The sequence below is a fragment of the Isoptericola sp. NPDC056134 genome (genome assembly GCF_042264825.1).
GTDB lineage: Bacteria > Actinomycetota > Actinomycetes > Actinomycetales > Cellulomonadaceae > Isoptericola > Isoptericola nanjingensis.
Genome location: NZ_JBHJVM010000004.1, coordinates 144,059 through 160,949, shown reverse-complemented (window position 1 = coordinate 160,949; position 16,891 = coordinate 144,059). Strand labels below are relative to the sequence as shown.

General features: G+C 74.7%; 15 protein-coding genes. 5 read left to right on the top strand and 10 right to left on the bottom strand.

The window, feature by feature from the left end:
• Window positions 1-29: 29 nt before the first annotated feature.
• From arc to ACFCZN_RS05905, 3 genes are all read right to left on the bottom strand, one after another.
• Window positions 30-1,697, bottom strand: a complete 1,668-nt coding sequence (gene arc / locus ACFCZN_RS05915) for a proteasome ATPase (RefSeq protein WP_429763369.1) — start codon at window positions 1,695-1,697, stop codon at window positions 30-32.
• Between the two features lie 180 nt (window positions 1,698-1,877).
• Window positions 1,878-2,912, bottom strand: a complete 1,035-nt coding sequence (locus tag ACFCZN_RS05910; protein ID WP_429763368.1) for a tRNA (adenine-N1)-methyltransferase — start codon at window positions 2,910-2,912, stop codon at window positions 1,878-1,880.
• A gap of 34 nt (window positions 2,913-2,946) precedes the next feature.
• Window positions 2,947-4,068, bottom strand: coding sequence for a site-2 protease family protein (locus ACFCZN_RS05905; RefSeq protein ID WP_430556151.1), 1,122 nt, complete (start codon window positions 4,066-4,068; stop codon window positions 2,947-2,949).
• 133 nt (window positions 4,069-4,201) lie between these two features.
• Here ACFCZN_RS05905 and ACFCZN_RS05900 point away from each other — a divergent pair, with 133 nt between their 5' ends.
• A complete protein-coding gene (locus tag ACFCZN_RS05900) occupies window positions 4,202-5,149 on the top strand; it encodes a RecB family exonuclease (RefSeq protein WP_429763366.1) in 948 nt (315 codons plus the stop codon).
• Here ACFCZN_RS05900 and ACFCZN_RS05895 read toward each other — a convergent pair.
• On the bottom strand, window positions 5,139-5,852 hold the full coding sequence (locus tag ACFCZN_RS05895; protein WP_430556150.1) for an HAD family hydrolase: 714 nt from the start codon (window positions 5,850-5,852) through the stop codon (window positions 5,139-5,141). The genes ACFCZN_RS05900 and ACFCZN_RS05895 overlap by 11 nt on opposite strands.
• Before the next feature lie 65 nt (window positions 5,853-5,917).
• Window positions 5,918-7,360 carry a polysaccharide lyase family 1 protein gene (locus tag ACFCZN_RS05890; protein ID WP_430556149.1) on the bottom strand — a complete coding sequence of 481 codons (1,443 nt, stop codon included), beginning with the start codon at window positions 7,358-7,360 and terminating at the stop codon, window positions 5,918-5,920.
• 114 nt (window positions 7,361-7,474) lie between these two features.
• Here ACFCZN_RS05890 and ACFCZN_RS05885 point away from each other — a divergent pair, with 114 nt between their 5' ends.
• Complete coding sequence (locus tag ACFCZN_RS05885; RefSeq protein WP_430556148.1) at window positions 7,475-8,395, top strand: PAC2 family protein; 921 nt, start codon at window positions 7,475-7,477, stop codon at window positions 8,393-8,395.
• Window positions 8,396-8,425: 30 nt separating this feature from the next.
• Here ACFCZN_RS05885 and mshC read toward each other — a convergent pair whose 3' ends face one another.
• Together mshC and ACFCZN_RS05875 are read right to left on the bottom strand one after the other, a co-directional pair.
• Window positions 8,426-9,709, bottom strand: a complete 1,284-nt coding sequence (mshC, locus tag ACFCZN_RS05880) for a cysteine--1-D-myo-inosityl 2-amino-2-deoxy-alpha-D-glucopyranoside ligase (protein WP_430556147.1) — start codon at window positions 9,707-9,709, stop codon at window positions 8,426-8,428.
• Window positions 9,710-9,783: 74 nt separating this feature from the next.
• Window positions 9,784-10,656 (bottom strand): undecaprenyl-diphosphate phosphatase, encoded by an 873-nt coding sequence (locus tag ACFCZN_RS05875; RefSeq protein ID WP_429763360.1) that lies wholly within the window; start codon window positions 10,654-10,656, stop codon window positions 9,784-9,786.
• Window positions 10,657-10,707: 51 nt separating this feature from the next.
• Between ACFCZN_RS05875 and ACFCZN_RS05870 the strand changes: the two genes are divergently transcribed.
• Window positions 10,708-11,673 carry an aldo/keto reductase gene (locus ACFCZN_RS05870; protein WP_429763359.1) on the top strand — a complete coding sequence of 322 codons (966 nt, stop codon included), beginning with the start codon at window positions 10,708-10,710 and terminating at the stop codon, window positions 11,671-11,673.
• Here the strand turns inward: ACFCZN_RS05870 and ACFCZN_RS05865 are convergent.
• Window positions 11,655-12,017 (bottom strand): primosomal protein, encoded by a 363-nt coding sequence (locus ACFCZN_RS05865; RefSeq protein ID WP_429763358.1) that lies wholly within the window; start codon window positions 12,015-12,017, stop codon window positions 11,655-11,657. The two genes, ACFCZN_RS05870 and ACFCZN_RS05865, sit on opposite strands and share 19 nt — an antisense overlap.
• Before the next feature lie 74 nt (window positions 12,018-12,091).
• Here ACFCZN_RS05865 and ACFCZN_RS05860 point away from each other — a divergent pair, with 74 nt between their 5' ends.
• Together ACFCZN_RS05860 and ACFCZN_RS05855 are read left to right on the top strand one after the other, a co-directional pair.
• Window positions 12,092-12,343 (top strand): DUF5703 family protein, encoded by a 252-nt coding sequence (locus ACFCZN_RS05860; RefSeq protein WP_429763357.1) that lies wholly within the window; start codon window positions 12,092-12,094, stop codon window positions 12,341-12,343.
• A 45-nt stretch (window positions 12,344-12,388) separates the two neighbouring features.
• The gene (locus ACFCZN_RS05855) at window positions 12,389-13,174 is read left to right on the top strand and encodes a fructosamine kinase family protein (RefSeq protein WP_430556146.1); all 786 of its coding nucleotides are present in this window, start codon (window positions 12,389-12,391) and stop codon (window positions 13,172-13,174) included.
• 101 nt (window positions 13,175-13,275) lie between these two features.
• Here ACFCZN_RS05855 and ACFCZN_RS05850 read toward each other — a convergent pair whose 3' ends face one another.
• Both ACFCZN_RS05850 and ACFCZN_RS05845 read right to left on the bottom strand, forming a co-directional pair.
• The gene (locus ACFCZN_RS05850) at window positions 13,276-14,655 is read right to left on the bottom strand and encodes a M20/M25/M40 family metallo-hydrolase (RefSeq protein ID WP_430556145.1); all 1,380 of its coding nucleotides are present in this window, start codon (window positions 14,653-14,655) and stop codon (window positions 13,276-13,278) included.
• Window positions 14,656-14,984: 329 nt separating this feature from the next.
• Window positions 14,985-16,616: an ABC-F family ATP-binding cassette domain-containing protein gene (locus tag ACFCZN_RS05845; protein ID WP_430556144.1), complete on the bottom strand. Its 1,632-nt coding sequence runs from the start codon at window positions 16,614-16,616 to the stop codon at window positions 14,985-14,987.
• Window positions 16,617-16,891 lie beyond the last annotated feature (275 nt).

The window sequence follows — 16,891 nt, the reverse complement described above, 5'->3', positions numbered from 1 at the left end:
CGATCTGGTGGGCTCGCGACGGGCCGGTGCTACAGGTACTGCCCCGTGCTGGTCACCGTGTCGATGGTGCGCGGGGTGCCGTCGCCGCCCTTCTTCTGGACGATCGTGCGGATGAAGACGATGCGCTCGCCCTTCTTGCCGCTGATGCGCGCCCAGTCGTCGGGGTTGGTGGTGTTGGGCAGGTCCTCGTTCTCCTTGAACTCGTCGACGCACGCCGACAGGAGGTGCTCGACCCGGATGCCGCGCTGCCCGGTGGCCAGGAAGTCCTTGATCGCCGACTTCTTGGCCCGGTCCACGACGTTCTGGATCATCGCGCCGGAGTTGAAGTCCTTGAAGTACAGGGTCTCCTTGTCGCCCGACGCGTACGTGACCTCGAGGAACTGGTTCTCCTCGTCCTCGGAGTACATCCGCTCCACCACGCTGCGGATCATCGCCCCGACGGCCTCGTTCTGGCTGCCGCCGTGCTCGGCCAGGTCGTCGGGGTGGATGGGCAGCTGCGGCGTGAGGTACTTGCCGAAGATCTCGGTGGCGCCCTCGGCGTCCGGCCGCTCGATCTTGATCTTCACGTCCAGGCGGCCGGGCCGCAGGATCGCGGGGTCGATCATGTCCTCGCGGTTCGACGCGCCGATGACGATGACGTTGTCGAGCCGCTCGACGCCGTCGATCTCGGCGAGCAGCTGGGGCACGATCGTCGTCTCGACGTCCGACGAGAGGCCCGTGCCGCGGGTGCGGAACAGCGACTCCATCTCGTCGAAGAACACCACGACGGGCGCACCCTGCGTCGCCTTCTCGCGCGCGCGGGCGAAGATCAGGCGGATGTGCCGCTCGGTCTCGCCCACGTACTTGTTGAGCAGCTCCGGGCCCTTGACGTTGAGGAAGTAGCTCTTGGCCGTCGGGTCGCCGCCCTGCGCGCTGGCGACCATCCCGGCCAGCGAGCTGGCCACCGCCTTCGCGATGAGCGTCTTGCCGCACCCGGGCGGGCCGTACAGCAGCACGCCCTTGGGCGGCCGCAGCCCGTGCTCGCGGAAGAGGTCGGGGTGCGAGAACGGCAGCTCGACGGCGTCGCGGATCTGCTCGATCTGCGGCCCCAGCCCGCCGATGTCCTCGTAGGCGATGTCGGGCACCTCTTCGAGGACGAGCTCCTCGACCTCCGACTTCGGGACCACCTCGTAGACGAACCCGCTGCGCACGTCGACCGTGAGCGCGTCGCCCACCCGCAGCTCCGCGTCGGCGACCGACCCGGCGAGGCGCACGACCCGCTCCTCGTCGGCACGCCCGACGACGAGCACCCGCTCGGCGTCGAGCACCTCCTTGACGGTCACCAGCTCGCCCGTGCGCTCGTAGCCGCCGACCTCGACGACCGTCATGGCCTCGTTGAGCTTGACCTCCTGCCCGGGGCGCAGCTCGGCGACGTCGAGGCCCGGGCTCGCCTGCACGTGCATCTTCCGGCCGGCCGACGAGATGTCGACCGAGCCGTCGTCGTGTGCGGCGAGGAACGTCGCGTACGTCCCGGGGGGCTTGGCGAGCTCGTCGATCTGGCCCTTGAGCTCCACGATCTGGTCGCGGGCGGCGCGGAGCGCCTCGGCGAGCCGCTCGTTCTTGGCGGCGAGAAGGGCGAGCTGTGCGTCGTGGCTCGGTCCGGTGGGCAGCGTCGGCTGCTCCGGTCGAGGCTCCGGGCGGACAGGGTTGTCGGACATCGCATCCCCTCTCGTGCGGCCCGGGTGACCGCCTCCCCGGGCGGGAAGGCGTCCCCGGAGTACAGCACCCTAGACATCAACACGGTCGTCCGGGGGTTCATTTCACGGAGCGGTCGCGAGGTTCACACGACCGAGACCTCCCGGTGACCTGCCGCGGGGCCGACGGCCGCCCGAGGGGCGTCAGGCCTGCGCGTCGTCAGGGGCGACGCCGAGGTCGCGCCGGACGCGGCGGATCTTCTTGTCCGAGACGGCGCGCTCGCCCAGCTCCTCCTCCGACCACTCCGCGTCGGGGGCGGGGTAGGAACCCTTGGCCGGGCGTCGCGTGCGCTCCGGCGGCGTGACGCCGTCGGCCAGCCGCCGGGCCGTGACGAGGAAGCCGGTGTGCCCGATCATCCGGTGCTGCGGGCGGACCGCGAGGCCCTCGAGGTGCCAGCCGCGCACCATGGACTCCCATGCCTGCGGCTCCGCGAACCGGCCGTCGGCACGCAGGTCCTCGGCCGTGCGGGACAGCTGCGTGGCGGTCGCGACGTAGCAGATGAGCACGCCGCCGGGGACGAGGGCCCGGGCGACCGGGTCGACGTTCTCCCAGGGCGCGAGCATGTCGAGGACGACGCGGTCGACGCTGCCCGGCTCGGCCACGGTGGGCAGCACGTCGGCGAGGTCGCCGACCGACAGCCGCCACGCCGGGTGCTCGCCGCCGAAGAACGACTCGACGTTGCCGCGCGCGATCGCCGCGAAGTCCTCGCGCCGCTCGATGGAGTGCAGCTCGCCGGCGTCGCCCACGGCGCGCAGCAGCGACATGGTCAGCGCCCCGGAGCCGACGCCGGCCTCGACGACGCGGGCACCCGGGAAGATGTCCGCCATCTGCACGATCTGGCCCGCGTCCTTGGGGTAGACGACGGCGGCACCGCGCGGCATGGACAGCACGTAGTCGCTCAGCAGGGGGCGCAGGGCGAGGTACTCGATCCCCGCCGTGTTGGTCACGACCCACCCCTCGGGGCGGCCGATGAGGTCCTCGTGGCGGAAGTACCCCTTGTGCGTGTGGAAGGTGCCGCCGGGCTTGAGCGTGATGGTGTGCAGGCGCCCCTTGGGGTCCGTGAGCTGCACCCGGTCGCCCTCGCGCAGGGGTCCGCGGCGCAGGTCCGCACCCGTGGCGCGGCCGGTCGGGTCGGCGGTCGGGCGGTTCTCGGGCACGGTGGCGTCGGCGGAGGTCACGACGGGCGAGTCTACCGGCCCGCCTCCCGCCACCTCATCGGCGGAGCGCGGCCGCGACCCGGGCGACGTCGAGCACGCCCGTCAGGCGGCCGGCGTCCACGACCGGCACCACGCGCGCCCCGGACGAGCCGCGGGCGAGGCGGCCGAGGAGGTCGTCGCCCTCGAGCTCGGGGCTCACCGCGGACCCGGGCGGGAACGGGACGACGACGGCCTCCACCGGCGTGGCTGCGGCCTGACCCGCGGGAACGTTCGCGACCGCGGTCGGGTCCACCCAGCCCACGGGCTCCCCGGCGGGCCCGACGACGGCCACGACCGCGCCGGGCTGTCGCGCCGCCGCCTCGGAGACGCCGGCGACGGTGGCGGTGACGGGGAGCACGACGGCCGGCACGGCCAGGCCGCGCGCGGACAGCGTCGCGACCCGGGCCCTGGTCCGCGCGCCCTTGATCGCGTCGCCCGCGCCGGACCACAGGAACGCGCCGATGAGCGCCGCCCACGCGACCGTCACCCACGACGGCCTCCGCCCCTCGAGCAGCGGCCACAGCAACGCCACGACCAGCACGCCGACCGCCACCACCCGTCCGGCCCAGCCCGCCGCGAGCGTGCCCCGCGTGCGCGAGCCGGTCGCGCCCCAGACCGCGGACTCGAGGATCTGCCCGCCGTCCAGCGGCAGCCCCGGCACCAGGTTGAACAGCCCGACGAACGCGTTCGAGAACGCACCGGCGAGGAGCAGCGCCGTCACGACCGACGACACCGGCTGCAGCAGGTACACGACCCAGAACGCGGCCGCGAGCACGAGGTTGGTGAGCGGGCCGACCACGGCCACGAGGGCGCCGTCGAGCGGGCGCCCGCCCGACCCGGTGTACGCGGTGTGTCCGCCCCACAGCGTCAGCGCGATCTCGGTGACGCGGTGCCCGCGCGACCGCGCGACGAGGGCGTGCGCGACCTCGTGCAGGAACACGGACCCGAAGAGGAGCAGCACGAACGCGGCGGCGACGACGAGCACGGCCGTCGTCCCCAGCTGGGGTGCGAACCACGTCCGCACCGAGGGCGCGAACACGAGGGTGAGGACGACGGCTCCGAGGAACCACGACGGGGTGACGAGGACGGGCGCGCCCGCGATGCGGCCGACCACCCATCCCCGGGAGCGAGAGGTCACCCGGTCAGGCTATCCGGCCGGGTTGCCGGTCGGCCGCGCGCCGACCGATCGACGGCCGGTCGACGGCCGATCGACGGTTGCTCGTCAGAGGGCGTGGGACGGCCTGTCACCGTCCGCCCGTAGGGTGGCGCGCATGACGACGACCGCCGCTCCCGACCCGTCGCCGACGGCGTCGCGGGCCCCGGCGCTGTCGCCGTCGCGGGCGGCGGACTTCATGCGCTGCCCCCTGCTGTTCCGGTTCCGCGTGGTCGACCGGCTGCCCGAGCCCCCGGCGTCCGCCGCCGCGCGGGGCACGCTGGTGCACGCCGTGCTCGAGCGGCTCTACGACGCCCCGCGCGGCGAGCGCACGCCGGAGGCGGCGGCCGCCCTCCTGCCGGTCGAGTGGGAGCGGCTCGTCGAGGCGGAGCCGCGGTACGCGACGCTCTTCGACGACGGCGGCGACGCGGCCGGCACCACGCCGACGGAGTGGCTCGGCCGGGCGCGGCGGCTCGTCGGCACGTACTTCACGCTGGAGGACCCCAACCGGCTGGAGCCCGCGTCCCGGGAGCTGCGCGTCGAGACGTCGCTCGACGACGGGCCCGTGCTGCGCGGGATCGTCGACCGGCTCGACGTCGCGCCCGACGGCGCGCTGCGGGTGGTCGACTACAAGACGGGCCGCGCGCCCGGGCCGGGCTTCGAGGGCTCCGCCCTGTTCCAGATGCGGTTCTACGGCCTGGTGCTGTGGCGCGAGCGCGGCGACCTGCCGCGCATGCTGCAGCTGCTCTACCTCGGGGACGGCCAGGTGCTGCGCGCCGAGCCGGCCGAGCGGGAGCTCGAGGCCACGGAGACCAAGGTGCGCGCCCTGTGGTCGGCCATCCAGGACGCCGCCCGCACCGGCGACTGGCGGCCGCGCCGCAGCCGGCTGTGCGGGTGGTGCGCCCACCAGGCGCTGTGCCCCGCGTTCGGCGGCACGCCGCCGGCGATCCCGCCGGGCGCGCTGCGCGAACGGCTCGGGGTGGACCCCGGGCCCGGCGCGGCCTCGGACGTGATCCTCGGTGCGGTCCCCGACGTGGCGCCGGACGACGACCCCGTCAGAGCGTGAGGTCCACGACCTCGCCGGCGCCGATGCGCGAGAGCGTCGCGACGTCGACCTTCTCCAGCGACGCGGCGCGGCTGAGCCCGTCCAGGTGCGGCACGGGCAGGACCGCCTCGACGCCCAGGGTCGCGATGCCCGCGGCCCGCGCCGAGGCGATGCCGGTGGGCGAGTCCTCGATCGCCACGCAGGCCCCGGCGTCGACGCCGAGCCGCTCGGCCGCGACGAGGTAGGGCTCGGGGTCCGGCTTGCCCCGGGTCACCTGGTCGCCCGTGACGAGCGTCGCGAACGCGCCGTCGGGGCCGCGCGACACGACCTCCTCCGCGAGGGCCGAGTAGCTCATCGTCACCAGCGCGCACGGCACGCCCGCCTCGGCGAGGCTCGTGAGGAGTTCCAGCGCACCCGGCTGCCACGGCACCCGCTCGCGGACCTGCTCCACGACCTGACCCAGCAGGCGGTCGACGATCGCGTCGGCCGGCAGGTCGACCCCGCCCTGGTCGCGCAAGATCGTCGCCGAGACCGTCAGCGCGTTCCCCACGAGCTGCAGCGCCTGCTCGTGCGTCCAGGTGCCGCCGTGCTCCGCGACCAGCTCCTGCTCGGCCCGGATCCAGTACGGCTCGGTGTCCACGAGGGTGCCGTCCATGTCCCACAGGACGGCCGCGGGCAACGTCGGGGTGGCGGTCTGCGGGGCGGGGGCGAGGGTCTCGGGCACCCGTCCATCGTACGGACCGGCCCGCGCGCAGCGGCCCCCGCGCCCTCGTGAGATGGGGCACGCCGTCAGGGCAGGGCCACCTGCAGCACCCCCGCGCCCGTCCCGTGCTTCCCGTGGTGCTTCACCGCGGCGTACCCGTCCAGCGCCTCGTACGGGTAGACGTCGGCCGGGTCCCAGCCCGCGGGCCCGACCGGGCCCGCCGTGCCGTCGGTGACCACGTCGTCGAGGTCGACGGCGCTGCCCCGGAACCACGACCCGGTGTCCGAGAACCGGGTCGCGTTCCAGTTCGACACCGCCATCCCCGACCCTGTGCCGGGCCCGGTGTAGTCGAACGCGTTGCCCTCCGACACCACGCTGGACTCGATCCCCAGCCCGATGCCGTAGCAGCGGTCCCCCGTCACGGGGGCGACAGGGTCCCTCGACGACCCGCTGTACCAGTTGTTCAGCACGTGCACCTGCCCGTACCGCACCCGCGGCGCCCGCTGGCAGATGCCCTCGAAGGCGTTGCCCACGAACGTCATCCGCAGGCGGCCCGCGTCGGTGTCGGCGTTGTCGTCGCCGGAGCCGATGAGCAAGGTCTTGTCATGGTCGGTGAACCGGCTGTTCGACACGGTGAACAGGTCGCTGCCGTCCTTGACGTCGAACAAGCCGTCGTGGAAGTTCACCGGGCGCCCGTTCGGCCCCGCGGGGGCGGAGCCGTCCGGGAACCGGCCGTCCGTGAAGGTGACGTGGTCGACCCACACGTTCGTCGACGTCACGGACGACATCGCGTCGAAGCGTGCGTTCCACGCGCCCAGCTCGCCGTCCCACGGGTCCCACGAGGTGAAGTGGTCGACCGGGGCCTCGAGGGTGAGGTTCCGGATCACGACGTCGTGGCTCAGGTGGAGCATGAGGGTCGCCGCGTCGAGGCCGGCGTCGTCGCCGAGGCCGAGGATCGTCGTGTTGCTGGGGACGGAGATCTCGATCTGTCGCTTGAGGTTGTTGCTGCCCGTGGTCCGCAGCCGCCGCTGCGGACCGCAGTACTCGTGCAGGGTGTCGCTCCACCCCTCGTCGCCGAAGCAGCTGAGGTACTTGTCCAGGTCGTACCCGGGCGCGTAGTCCTGCTCGTCGAGCAGGCGCCCGTCGGCGGCCTCGTTGCCGTGGATCGTGCCCCTGATGTACACCACCTTGGGCTCGTCCCGGCGCCCGCCGTTGTCCAGCGCGGCGAGCAGCCCGGCGCGGTCGGTCACGACCGCGACGGATCCCGCCGGCGCCCCGGCCCCGCCGTCCGTCCCGCCGCCCACCGTGGCCCAGCCGACCGTGGCCGTGTCGTCGGCCGAGATGACCGGCGGGCCACCGACCGCGCCCGCCTGTGCCACGGGGCCCGCCGGCCCGGCGAGCAGCAGCGACAGCACGGCCAGCGCGGAGGCCGCCGTCGCCCGCCGCCGGACAGGCCGCCGGACGCGCTGCCAGGTGGAACGCGGGACTGCCAGGGGGATGAAGCTCGTCGACCTCGCTGTCGCAGGCACGGTCACCTCCGTTGGTAAGCGCCTTCCCACACCGAACCAGGGTGGCACCCGCGTGTCAACGACCGTTCCCGCGCGGCGACCTCAGGCCGACCGCCCGCTGTATACGCTGGACGGATGACGACCGAGCCGGAGACCACCGGGCGCCACGCCGCACGGCAGACCGTGATGATCGCCGCGTTCGAGGGGTGGAACGACGCCGGCAGCGCCGCCACCGCCGCGCTCGAGCACCTCGCTCACGTGTGGGACGCCCGCCAGGTGCGCGAGCTCGACCCCGAGGACTACCACGACTTCCAGGTGAACCGGCCCGTGATGGAGACCGGGCCGGACGGCGTGCGCACGATCATGTGGCCCACCACGACGGTGTCGGTCGCTGACCTGCCGGACCGCACCGTGGTGCTGGTGCGCGGCATCGAGCCGTCGTTCCGGTGGCGCTCCTACTGCGCCGAGCTGCTCGACCTGGCCGCCGAGCTGGGCGTGCGCACGGTCGTGACCCTCGGCGCCCTGCTGGCCGACGTGCCCCACACCCGGCCCATCCCGATGACCGCCACGACGGAGAGCGACGGCCTGCAGGCGGTGCTCGACGTCGAGCCGAGCACGTACGAGGGCCCGACCGGCATCGTGGGCGTGCTGCAGCACGAGGCCGACCGCCGCGGGTTCCAGGCCGTGTCGCTGTGGGCCGCCGTCCCCCACTACGTGGCCAACCCGCCGTCGCCCAAGGCCACGCTCGCGATCCTCGCCCGCGTCGAGGAGCTCATCGCCGCGTCGGTGCCCCTCGGCGACCTGCCCGAGGACGCCGAGGCCTGGCAGCACGGCGTCGACGAGCTCGCCTCGGACGACGCCGAGATCGCCGAGTACGTGCAGCAGCTCGAGGAGGCGAAGGACACCGCCGACCTGCCCGAGGCGACGGGCGAGGCCATCGCGCGCGAGTTCGAGCGCTACCTGCGGCGGCGCGACGTCGGCGGTGACAAGGGCGGCGAGAAGGGCGGGGACAAGGGCCCCGACCGCGGCGGGGACAGGGGTCCGGACAAGAGCTGACCCCCCTGCGCCGGCGTCAGGGACGCCGCGTCAGAGCCGGACGCCCAGCAGCGCGTTCACGGCCCGCGCCAGGACGCCGGGCGCGCCCTCGTGATCGTCGGACGTGTCGCGACCGGGCTCGAGCGCGACGTCCGCCCAGGCGTCCACGGCGGCGAGCGCGGCGGGGCCGTCCAGGTCGTCCGCGAGCGCCGCGCGCAGGGCGCCCAGCGTCGCCGTCGCGTCGGGGCCGCCGTTGCCGGAGACGGCCGAGCGCCACCGCTCGAGCCGCGCGACGCCGGCCTCGAGGTCGGCGTCCGTCCACTCCCACTCGGTGCGGTAGTGGTGCGCCAGCAGGGCCAGGCGGATCGCCATCGGGTCGACGCCCGCGCGGCGCAGCGCGGAGACGAACACGAGGTTCCCGCGCGACTTGCTCATCTTCTCGCCCTCGTAGGCGACGAGCCCGGCGTGCACGTGCACGCACGCCCCGCCGCCGCCCAGCAGGCGGTCGTGCGAGGTGGACATCTCGTGGTGCGGGAAGAGCAGGTCCGCTCCCCCGCCCTGCAGGTCGAAGGGCAGGCCGAGCCCGTCGCGGGCGATGACGGCGCACTCGATGTGCCAGCCGGGGCGCCCGGTGCCCAGGGACGCGCCGTCCCACGCGGGCTCGCCCACGCGCTCGCGGCGCCACAGCAGCGGGTCGAGGGGGTTCTTCTTGCCCTCGCGCTGCGGGTCCCCGCCGCGCTCGGCGAACAGGGCCGCCCTGACCTCCGGGTCGAGGCGCGCCACCTGCCCGAAGTCCGGGTCGGCCGACAGGTCGGCGTACACGTCGCCCAGACAGGGGTCGTCCCCGCCGGCGCCCGGCTCGACGGGAACCCGGTAGGCCGCGCCCGCGTCGAGGAGACGCTCGACGGCGGCGACCACGGCCGGCACGGACTCGACGGCGCCGGTCCAGGTGGCGGGCGGCACCATGCCGAGGGCGGTCATGTCCTCGCGGAAGAGCGCGACCTGGTCGGCGGCGAGCTCGCGCCAGTCGACGCCCGTGGCGTCCGCGCGCTCCAGCAGCGGGTCGTCGACGTCCGTGACGTTCGAGACGAACGTCACGTCCTTGCCGGCGTCGAGCCACGCCCGGTGCAGCAGGTCGAACGCCAGGTAGGTGTTCGCGTGCCCCAGGTGGGTCGCGTCGTACGGGGTGATCCCGCAGACGTAGTAGCGGGCGGTGCGCCCCGGGGCCGGGTCCACGAGCCGTCCGGTGGTGCTGTCGTGCACCCGGACGGGGGTGCGGCGGCCGTCGGCCGGGTCGGGGAGCTCGGGGATCTGCGGGGCGGGCCAGGAACGCACGCGCCCAGGCTACCGGGCGTCTCACCCGGTCAGGTTCCCGACCAGGTCCCGACCAGGTCCTGGTCAGGTCCTGGTCAGACGACGATGCCGCCGTTCGCGGTGAGCACGCCCGTCAGCAGCAGGACCACGACCACGGCGGCGAGGCCGAGGCGGTACCAGACGAACGGCATGAACGAGTGGGTGGTGATGAGCTTGAGGAACCCGATGATGACGACGTACCCGACGACGAAGGCGACGAGCGTCGCCACGAGGGTCGCGCCGGCGCCGGGCGACCCGGGGGCAGGGTCCTCGCCCACGGACTTGGCGAGCTGGTAGAAGCCCGACATCAGCACCGCGGGGATGGCCAGCAGGAACGAGTAGTCCGCGGCGGCCTTGCGGGTGAAACCCATGAGCAGCCCGGCGGTGATCGTGCCGCCGGAGCGCGACACGCCCGGGATGAGCGCCAGCGCCTGGGCGAAGCCGAACGCGATCGCGCGCTTCGGGTTGAGCTCGTCGAGCCGACGCGTGCGCCGGCCGATCTTGTCCGCCCAGCCGAGCAGCAGACCGAAGACGACGAGCGTCGTCACGGTGATCCAGAGGTTGCGCAGGTAGGTCTCGATCTGGTCCTGGAAGAGCAGGCCGAGCACACCGATCGGGATGGATCCGAGCGCGATGTACCAGGCCATGCGGGCCTGGTCGTCGTGGGCGCCCATGCGGGAACGCCAGTCGCTGCCGTGCGTGCCCACGAGGGACTTCCACCAGGCGACGCAGATGTCGCGGATCGTGCGGCGGTAGTAGAGCAGCACGGCGGCCTCGGTGCCGATCTGGGTGATCGCCGTGAACGCGGCCCCGGGGTCGGTCCCGCCGAGCAGCTCCCCCACGATGCGCAGGTGCGCGCTCGAGGAGATCGGCAGGAACTCGGTCAGGCCCTGGACCAGGCCGAGCAGGATCGCTTCCCAGGCATTCACGGGCGGTCACACTACCCGGACCTGCGAGGTTTCCCGGTAGCCTGGCCCGCCATGGAGCGTCGTCAGGTGGGCCGCACGGGCCTGCGCGTGTCCGAGCTCGGCCTGGGGACCATGACCTGGGGACGGGACACCGACGACCTGGACGCGGCGGAGCAGCTGCGCGACTTCGTCGACGCGGGCGGCACGCTCGTCGACACCGCCGCGACGTACGGCGACGGGGACGCGGAGCGCGTGATCGGGTCCCTGCTGGGTGACAAGGTCTCCCGCGACGACGTCGTGCTGTGCACCAAGGGCGGCGTGCGCGCCGGCCGGTCGGGCGCGCGTGTCGACGCCTCCCGGGCGGGTCTGCTCGCCGACCTCGACGCGTCCCTCGCCCGGCTCGGCACCGACCACGTCGACCTGTTCCTCGTCGCCTGCCCCGATCCGGCGACGCCGCTCGCCGAGACCGTGTCGGCGTTGCGGCTCGCGGTGTCCTCCGGCCGGGCGCGCTACGTCGGCCTGTCCAACCACCCCGGATGGGCGTCCGCGCGGGTCGCGACCCTGCTGGAGGCGGACGGCACCGGGCTCAGCGCCGTCGAGCTCGAGTACTCCCTGCTGCAGCGGGGCGCGGAGCGCGACGTCGCGCCCGCCGCGGACGCGCTGGGGCTCGGCCTGCTGGCCTGGTCCCCGCTCGGCCGCGGCGTGCTGACCGGCAAGTACCGGCGCGCGATCCCCGCGGACTCCCGCGCGGCGTCGGCCCACCTGGCGGCCTTCGTCGACCCCTACCTGGACGCCGCGGCGTCGTCCGTCGTCGAGGCCGTGGCCACCGCGGCCGACGGGCTCGGGCGCGCGCCGCTCGAGGTCGCTCTCGCCTGGCTGCTGGCCCGCGACACGGTCGCCAGCGCGATCGTCGGGGCGCGGACGCCCGCCCAGCTGCGGGCATCCCTCGCGGCCGTCGACCTCGATCTGCCGGGCGAGGTCCACGCCGCGCTCGATGACGTCTCCGCCCCGGAGATCGGCTACCCCGAGCGCTGGTAGGCCTGGCCCGGGGCGTCGGCCGGCCGGTCGGCGGGAGCCCCCGCCAGGTCAGGCCCCTCGAGGTCCGTGTCGAGCTCCGCGTCGAGGTCGTCGTCGTCCTCGTCGTCGTCCTCGTCGTCCCCGTCGTCGTCTCCGTCGTCGTCCCCGTCGTCGAGGAAGAAGGGCGTGACCTCGGAGTACACCTGGGCCAGCGCGTCCTCGTAGACCTCGAACGCGTCGGCCAGGACCTCGTAGGCGTCGTCGACCGCAGGGTCGTCGTCGCCCCGGCGGGTCGACACCGCGTGGTAGTGGGCCTCCAGCGCGGCGACGAAGCGGTCCAGCGCGGCACGCGGGTCTGCGGTCATGCTCTGACCGTAGCGCCCCACGGGGCACAATGGGCAGACGAAAACCGCCCGCCAGCACTTCGGGAGGACAGCGGATGGCTTCGATCCCGTCCACGCCGCAGGCAGACGCGCGCCCCGGCGCGCCGTCCGCCTGGCGCAAGCACGGCCAGTACGAGTACCGCGTGCTGACCATCGACCGGGGCACGAGCGTCCCGGACGCGCGCAAGATGCTCACCGACGAGGCCGAGTACGGCCGTTGGGAGCTCGCGCGCACCCGCCTGTACATGGGCGGCGAACGCCGGGTGTGGCTGCGCCGCAAGATCATCAAGGTCAGCGCCACCTTCTGACCGGTCGGCACGCCAGGACGCAGGTCAGGACACAGGTCAGGACGCATGGCCGACGCCTTCCGCAAGTCGCGGGCGCACGCGCCGCCGGGGTTCTTCGCCACCGAGGCGGCCGGGCTCCGCTGGCTTGCCGTGCCGGGCGGCCCGCGGGTCGCGCGGGTGCTCGGGCACGGGCCGGATCACCTCGACCTGGAGCGGGTCGACGCGGCGCGCCCCACGCCCGACGCCGCGCACGACCTGGGCCGCCGCCTCGCCGTCCTGCACCGAGCGGGCGCCGCCGGGTTCGGCGTCCTCCCGCCGGGCGCCGGGCGCGGGTACTTCGGCCCGCTCGACGACCCCCTGCCCCTGGCTGCGGGGACCTGGGGCGACTGGCCCGCCTTCTACGCGCACTCCCGGCTCCGGCCGGTCGTCGCGCAGGGGCGGGAGCGGGGCGTGCTCACCGCGCAGGACGCGGCCGCCGTCGAGCGGGTGTGCGGACGGCTCGGCGTCCTCGCCGGCCCTGCGGCGCGGGAGGCGCCGGCCCGCGTGCACGGCGACCTCTGGTCCGGGAACGTGCTGTGGTCGCGCGGGCCCGGCGGCTCCGCCGAGGCGGTGCTCATCGACCCGGCCGCCCACGGCGGGCACCGGGAGGCCGACCTCGCCATGCTCGCGCTCTTCGGGGCGCCGCACCTGGACGAGGTCCTCGCGGGCTACGACGCCGCGTGGCCCCTCGCCCCCGGGTGGCGCGACCGGGTGCCGTTGCACCAGCTGTACCCGCTCGCCGTGCACGCCGTGCTCTTCGGCGGCGGGTACGTCGAGCAGACCCGCCACCTGCTCGCCCGCCTGGGCGGCTGACGACGGCTGACGACGGCTGACGACGGCTGACGACGGCTGACGACGGCTGACGACGGCTGACGACGGCTGACGACGGCTGACGACGGCTGACGACGGTGTGGTCAGCAGTCGCGCAGCAGGCGGTCCAGCACGCGCGTGCCGAAGCGCAGCGAGTCGACCGGCACCCGCTCGTCGACGCCGTGGAACATCCCGGAGAAGTCGAGGTCGGCGGGCAGGCGCAGCGGGGCGAACCCGTACCCGGTGATGCCGAGGCGGGACAGCGACTTGTTGTCGGTGCCGCCCGACAGCGTGTAGGGCAGCACCGTGGCCCCCGGGTCCTCGGCGAGCAGGGACGCGACCATCGAGTCCACGAGGTCGCCGGAGAACGGCACCTCGAGCGCGGTGTCGGTGTGGATCGGCTCGACGCGCACGGAGGGCCCGGCCAGCTCGCGCAGCGTCGCCATCCCCTCCTCCTCGTGCCCGGGCAGCAGGCGCACGTCGACGGTGGCCTCGGCACGGCCGGGGATGACGTTCGCCTTGTACCCCGCGTCCAGCTGCGTCGGGTTGGACGTGTGCCGCACCGTGGCGCCCACGAACTTCGCCGCCGGTCCCAGCGCCGCGACGAGCGCGTCGACCGCGGCCGGGTCCTCGCCCTCGAACGGCAGGCCCGTGAGGTCCGCCACCCCGCGCAACAGCTTGTCCACGGTGGGGGTCAACGTGTACGGCCACGGGTGCCGCCCGATCCGCGCGACCGCCGCCGCGAGCTCGGTCACCGCGTTCTCGGCGTTCACCTGGGACCCGTGGCCGGCGCGCCCGTCGGCGACGAGCCGCAGCCACGCGAGTCCCTTCTCCGCCGTCTGCAGCAGGTACGCCCGACGCCCGCCGACCTCCACCGAGAAGCCGCCCACCTCGCTGATCGCCTCGGTGGCCCCCTCGAAGAGCTCGGGCCGGTGCCGCACGGCCCACTGCGCGCCGCGCACGCCGCCCGCCTCCTCGTCGGCGAAGAAGGCGACCACGACGTCGCGCGCGGGGCGCCGGCCCTCTCGGACCATCTGGCGCACGACCGCGAGGATCATCGCGTCCATGTCCTTCATGTCGACGGCGCCGCGTCCCCACAGGAGGCCGTCGATCTCCTCGCCGGCGAACGGGTCGACCGACCAGTCGTCGGCCGCGGCCGGCACCACGTCCGTGTGCCCGTGCAGCACCAGCGCGGGGCGGCTCGGGTCGGCGCCCTCGAGCCGCGTCACGACCGACGTGCGGCCGGGCTCCGACTCGAACAGCTCCACCTCGAGCCCCACCTCCGTGAGCAGCCCGGCGACGAGCTCCGCCGCCCGCCGCTCCCCTGGTCCCTCGCCGTTGCCGTAGTTCGACGTGTCGATCCGCAGCAGGTCGCGGCAGATGTCCACGACCTCCTGCTCGGCCGTGGGGTGCGCGGTGGGGGACGCGGACGTGGGCGTCGTGGGAGGCGTGCTCGGGCGCGGGGCGAGGGGCTGGGACGTCACCCCGACACCGTACCGGCGCCCGTGCGCGAGACGTCGAGCCGGGGTGACGACGTCCGCACCGTGGACCACCGTCGTGCCCACGCACCTCCGCACCTACGGACCTCGAGGAGGAGGACCATCGTGCGAAGACTCGCGGCATCCCTCGCCGCCGCCGCGCTGACCGCCGTCGGCATCGTCGCCGCCGTCGGCTAGCCCGCCGCAGCCCACGGGGCCGAGGTGTTCCCCGGCTCCCGCCAGATCTGCTCCGGCGGCGACCGCGGCCCGTACGACTTCTCCGCGTTCGACGCGCCACGCACCGGCGGGCCGACGACGCGCCTCACCGCGGGCGGCTAGGACCGCCGCTCGGTGAGCGTCCCGTCCGCGGCCAGCACCAGCTCGGCGTCGAGGCCGAGCCGGTCGAGGAACGCCCGGTCGTGGCTCACGACGAGCAGCGCCCCGCGGTACGCCGCCAGGGCCTGCACCAGCTGGTCGGTGCTGGCGATGTCGAGGTTGTTGGTGGGCTCGTCCAGCACGAGCAGCTGGGCGGGCGGGTCGGACAGCAGCAGGCGTGCCAGGGTCACGCGGAACCGCTCGCCGCCGGACAGCGTCGCGACCGGGCGGCCCACCTGGTCGCCCCGCACCAGGAACCGCGCCAGCCGGTTGCGCAGCTCTCCCGGCGCCACGTCCGGCGCGCCGGCCCGCACGGCGTCGAGCACCGTCTGGTCGTCGTCGAGCACGTCGAGCCGCTGCGGCAGGTAGCCGACCCGGTCGGTGAGCGTCTCGGCGACCGCGCCCGTCCCGACGTCGGCGCCCACGGGCGCCGTCCCGACGAGCCGCTCCAGCAAGGTCGTCTTGCCGACGCCGTTGGGTCCGGTCAGCGCCACGCGCTCCGGCCCGGCGAGCACGACCTCGCGCCCGTCCGTGCCCCGCAGGACGGCCAGCCGACGGCCCGCGGGGACGTCCGGGTCGGGCAGGTCGACGACGATGCGGTCGTCGTCGCGCACGGAGAGCTCGGCGGCCTCGACCGCCGCCCGGGCGTCGGCCTCCTTCCCGGCGGCCTGGCCGCGCCGCGCGGCCTGCGACTTCTCGGCGGAGTTGCGCCGGTCGTTGATGGCCGCCTTGACGTACCGGCGCTCGACGACGTCCTTGCGGCCCCGGCGCTCGGAGTGCGCGATGCGCTCCTCGGCCTTGATCCGCTCGCGCTTCTCGCGCCGCAGGATCTGCTCGGCGTCACGCAGGGCGGCGCGTGCCGCCTCCTGCTGCGCCGCCAGGTGCTCCTCGTACTGCGCGTACGTGCCGCCGTACGTGGTCAGCGAGCCGGTACGCAGCTCCGCGGTCTCGTCGACCAGCTCGAGCAACTGCCGGTCGTGCGAGACGACGACGAGCGCGCCGCGCCACGTGCGCACGAGCTCGTGCAGGCGCTCGCGGGCGTCGCCGTCGAGGTTGTTGGTCGGCTCGTCCAGGAGCGCGACGTCGGCGCCCCGCAGCCGCACGCCGGTGACGGCGACGAGCATAGCCTCGCCGCCCGAGAGGGTGCCGACCGGGCGGTCGAGCACGCCGTCGCCGGCCGGGAGACCCGTGCCGGCGAGCTCGGCGAGGGCGCGCTCCTCGACGTCCCAGCCGTCGCCGACGACGTCGAACAGTGCCGCGAGCTCCGCGTCGGGCGCGGTGCCGTCCGTGATGGCACGCACCGCGTCGACGACGTCGCGCACGCCCAGCAGGTCCGCGACCGTGGCGTCGGTGTCGAGGGTCAGCCGCTGCGGCAGGTAGTCCGCGACGCCGGACACGCTGATCGACCCGGACGTCGGGCGCAGCCGGCCGGCGACGAGGCGCAGCAGGGTGGACTTGCCCGCGCCGTTGAGCCCGACCAGGCCGGTGCGGCCGCGGGAGAAGGCGCCGGACACACCGGCGATCGGGGTGGCCCCGTCGGGCCAGGAGAAGGTGAGGTCGTGCAGGACGACGGAGGGGTGGGGAGCAGGCACGGAGACTCCAGCGGTGCGAGGAACGGCGGACGGCGGGTGCGTCGACGCCGCTCCCCCGGGCCGCACTCGAGCGTGCAGGCCGGCAGGGAGCCTCGGGGTCGACGCGTCAGGCGGTCGTCCGGATGCCCGTCATCGCTGTGGTGCGCCTCTCGTCCTGGAGCCGTCCCCTCTCACGCGCGGCGGAGGCCGCGGGGACGGCGTCGAGGCTCGCACACCGTCGCCCGGGGCGCAACCCCGTTTCCGGGGCCGCACCTAGGCTGTCCGGGTTCCTCCCG

Excerpts from the sequence above, each read along its gene's own strand:
- arc (WP_429763369.1), bottom strand. The coding sequence starts at position 1,697 with ATGTCCGACAACCCTGTCCGCCCGGAGCCTCGACCGGAGCAGCCGACG.
- ACFCZN_RS05900 (WP_429763366.1), top strand. The coding sequence starts at position 4,202 with ATGACGACGACCGCCGCTCCCGACCCGTCGCCGACGGCGTCGCGGGCC.
- ACFCZN_RS05885 (WP_430556148.1), top strand. The coding sequence starts at position 7,475 with ATGACGACCGAGCCGGAGACCACCGGGCGCCACGCCGCACGGCAGACC.
- ACFCZN_RS05870 (WP_429763359.1), top strand. The coding sequence starts at position 10,708 with ATGGAGCGTCGTCAGGTGGGCCGCACGGGCCTGCGCGTGTCCGAGCTC.
- ACFCZN_RS05865 (WP_429763358.1), bottom strand. The coding sequence starts at position 12,017 with ATGACCGCAGACCCGCGTGCCGCGCTGGACCGCTTCGTCGCCGCGCTG.
- ACFCZN_RS05860 (WP_429763357.1), top strand. The coding sequence starts at position 12,092 with ATGGCTTCGATCCCGTCCACGCCGCAGGCAGACGCGCGCCCCGGCGCG.
- ACFCZN_RS05855 (WP_430556146.1), top strand. The coding sequence starts at position 12,389 with ATGGCCGACGCCTTCCGCAAGTCGCGGGCGCACGCGCCGCCGGGGTTC.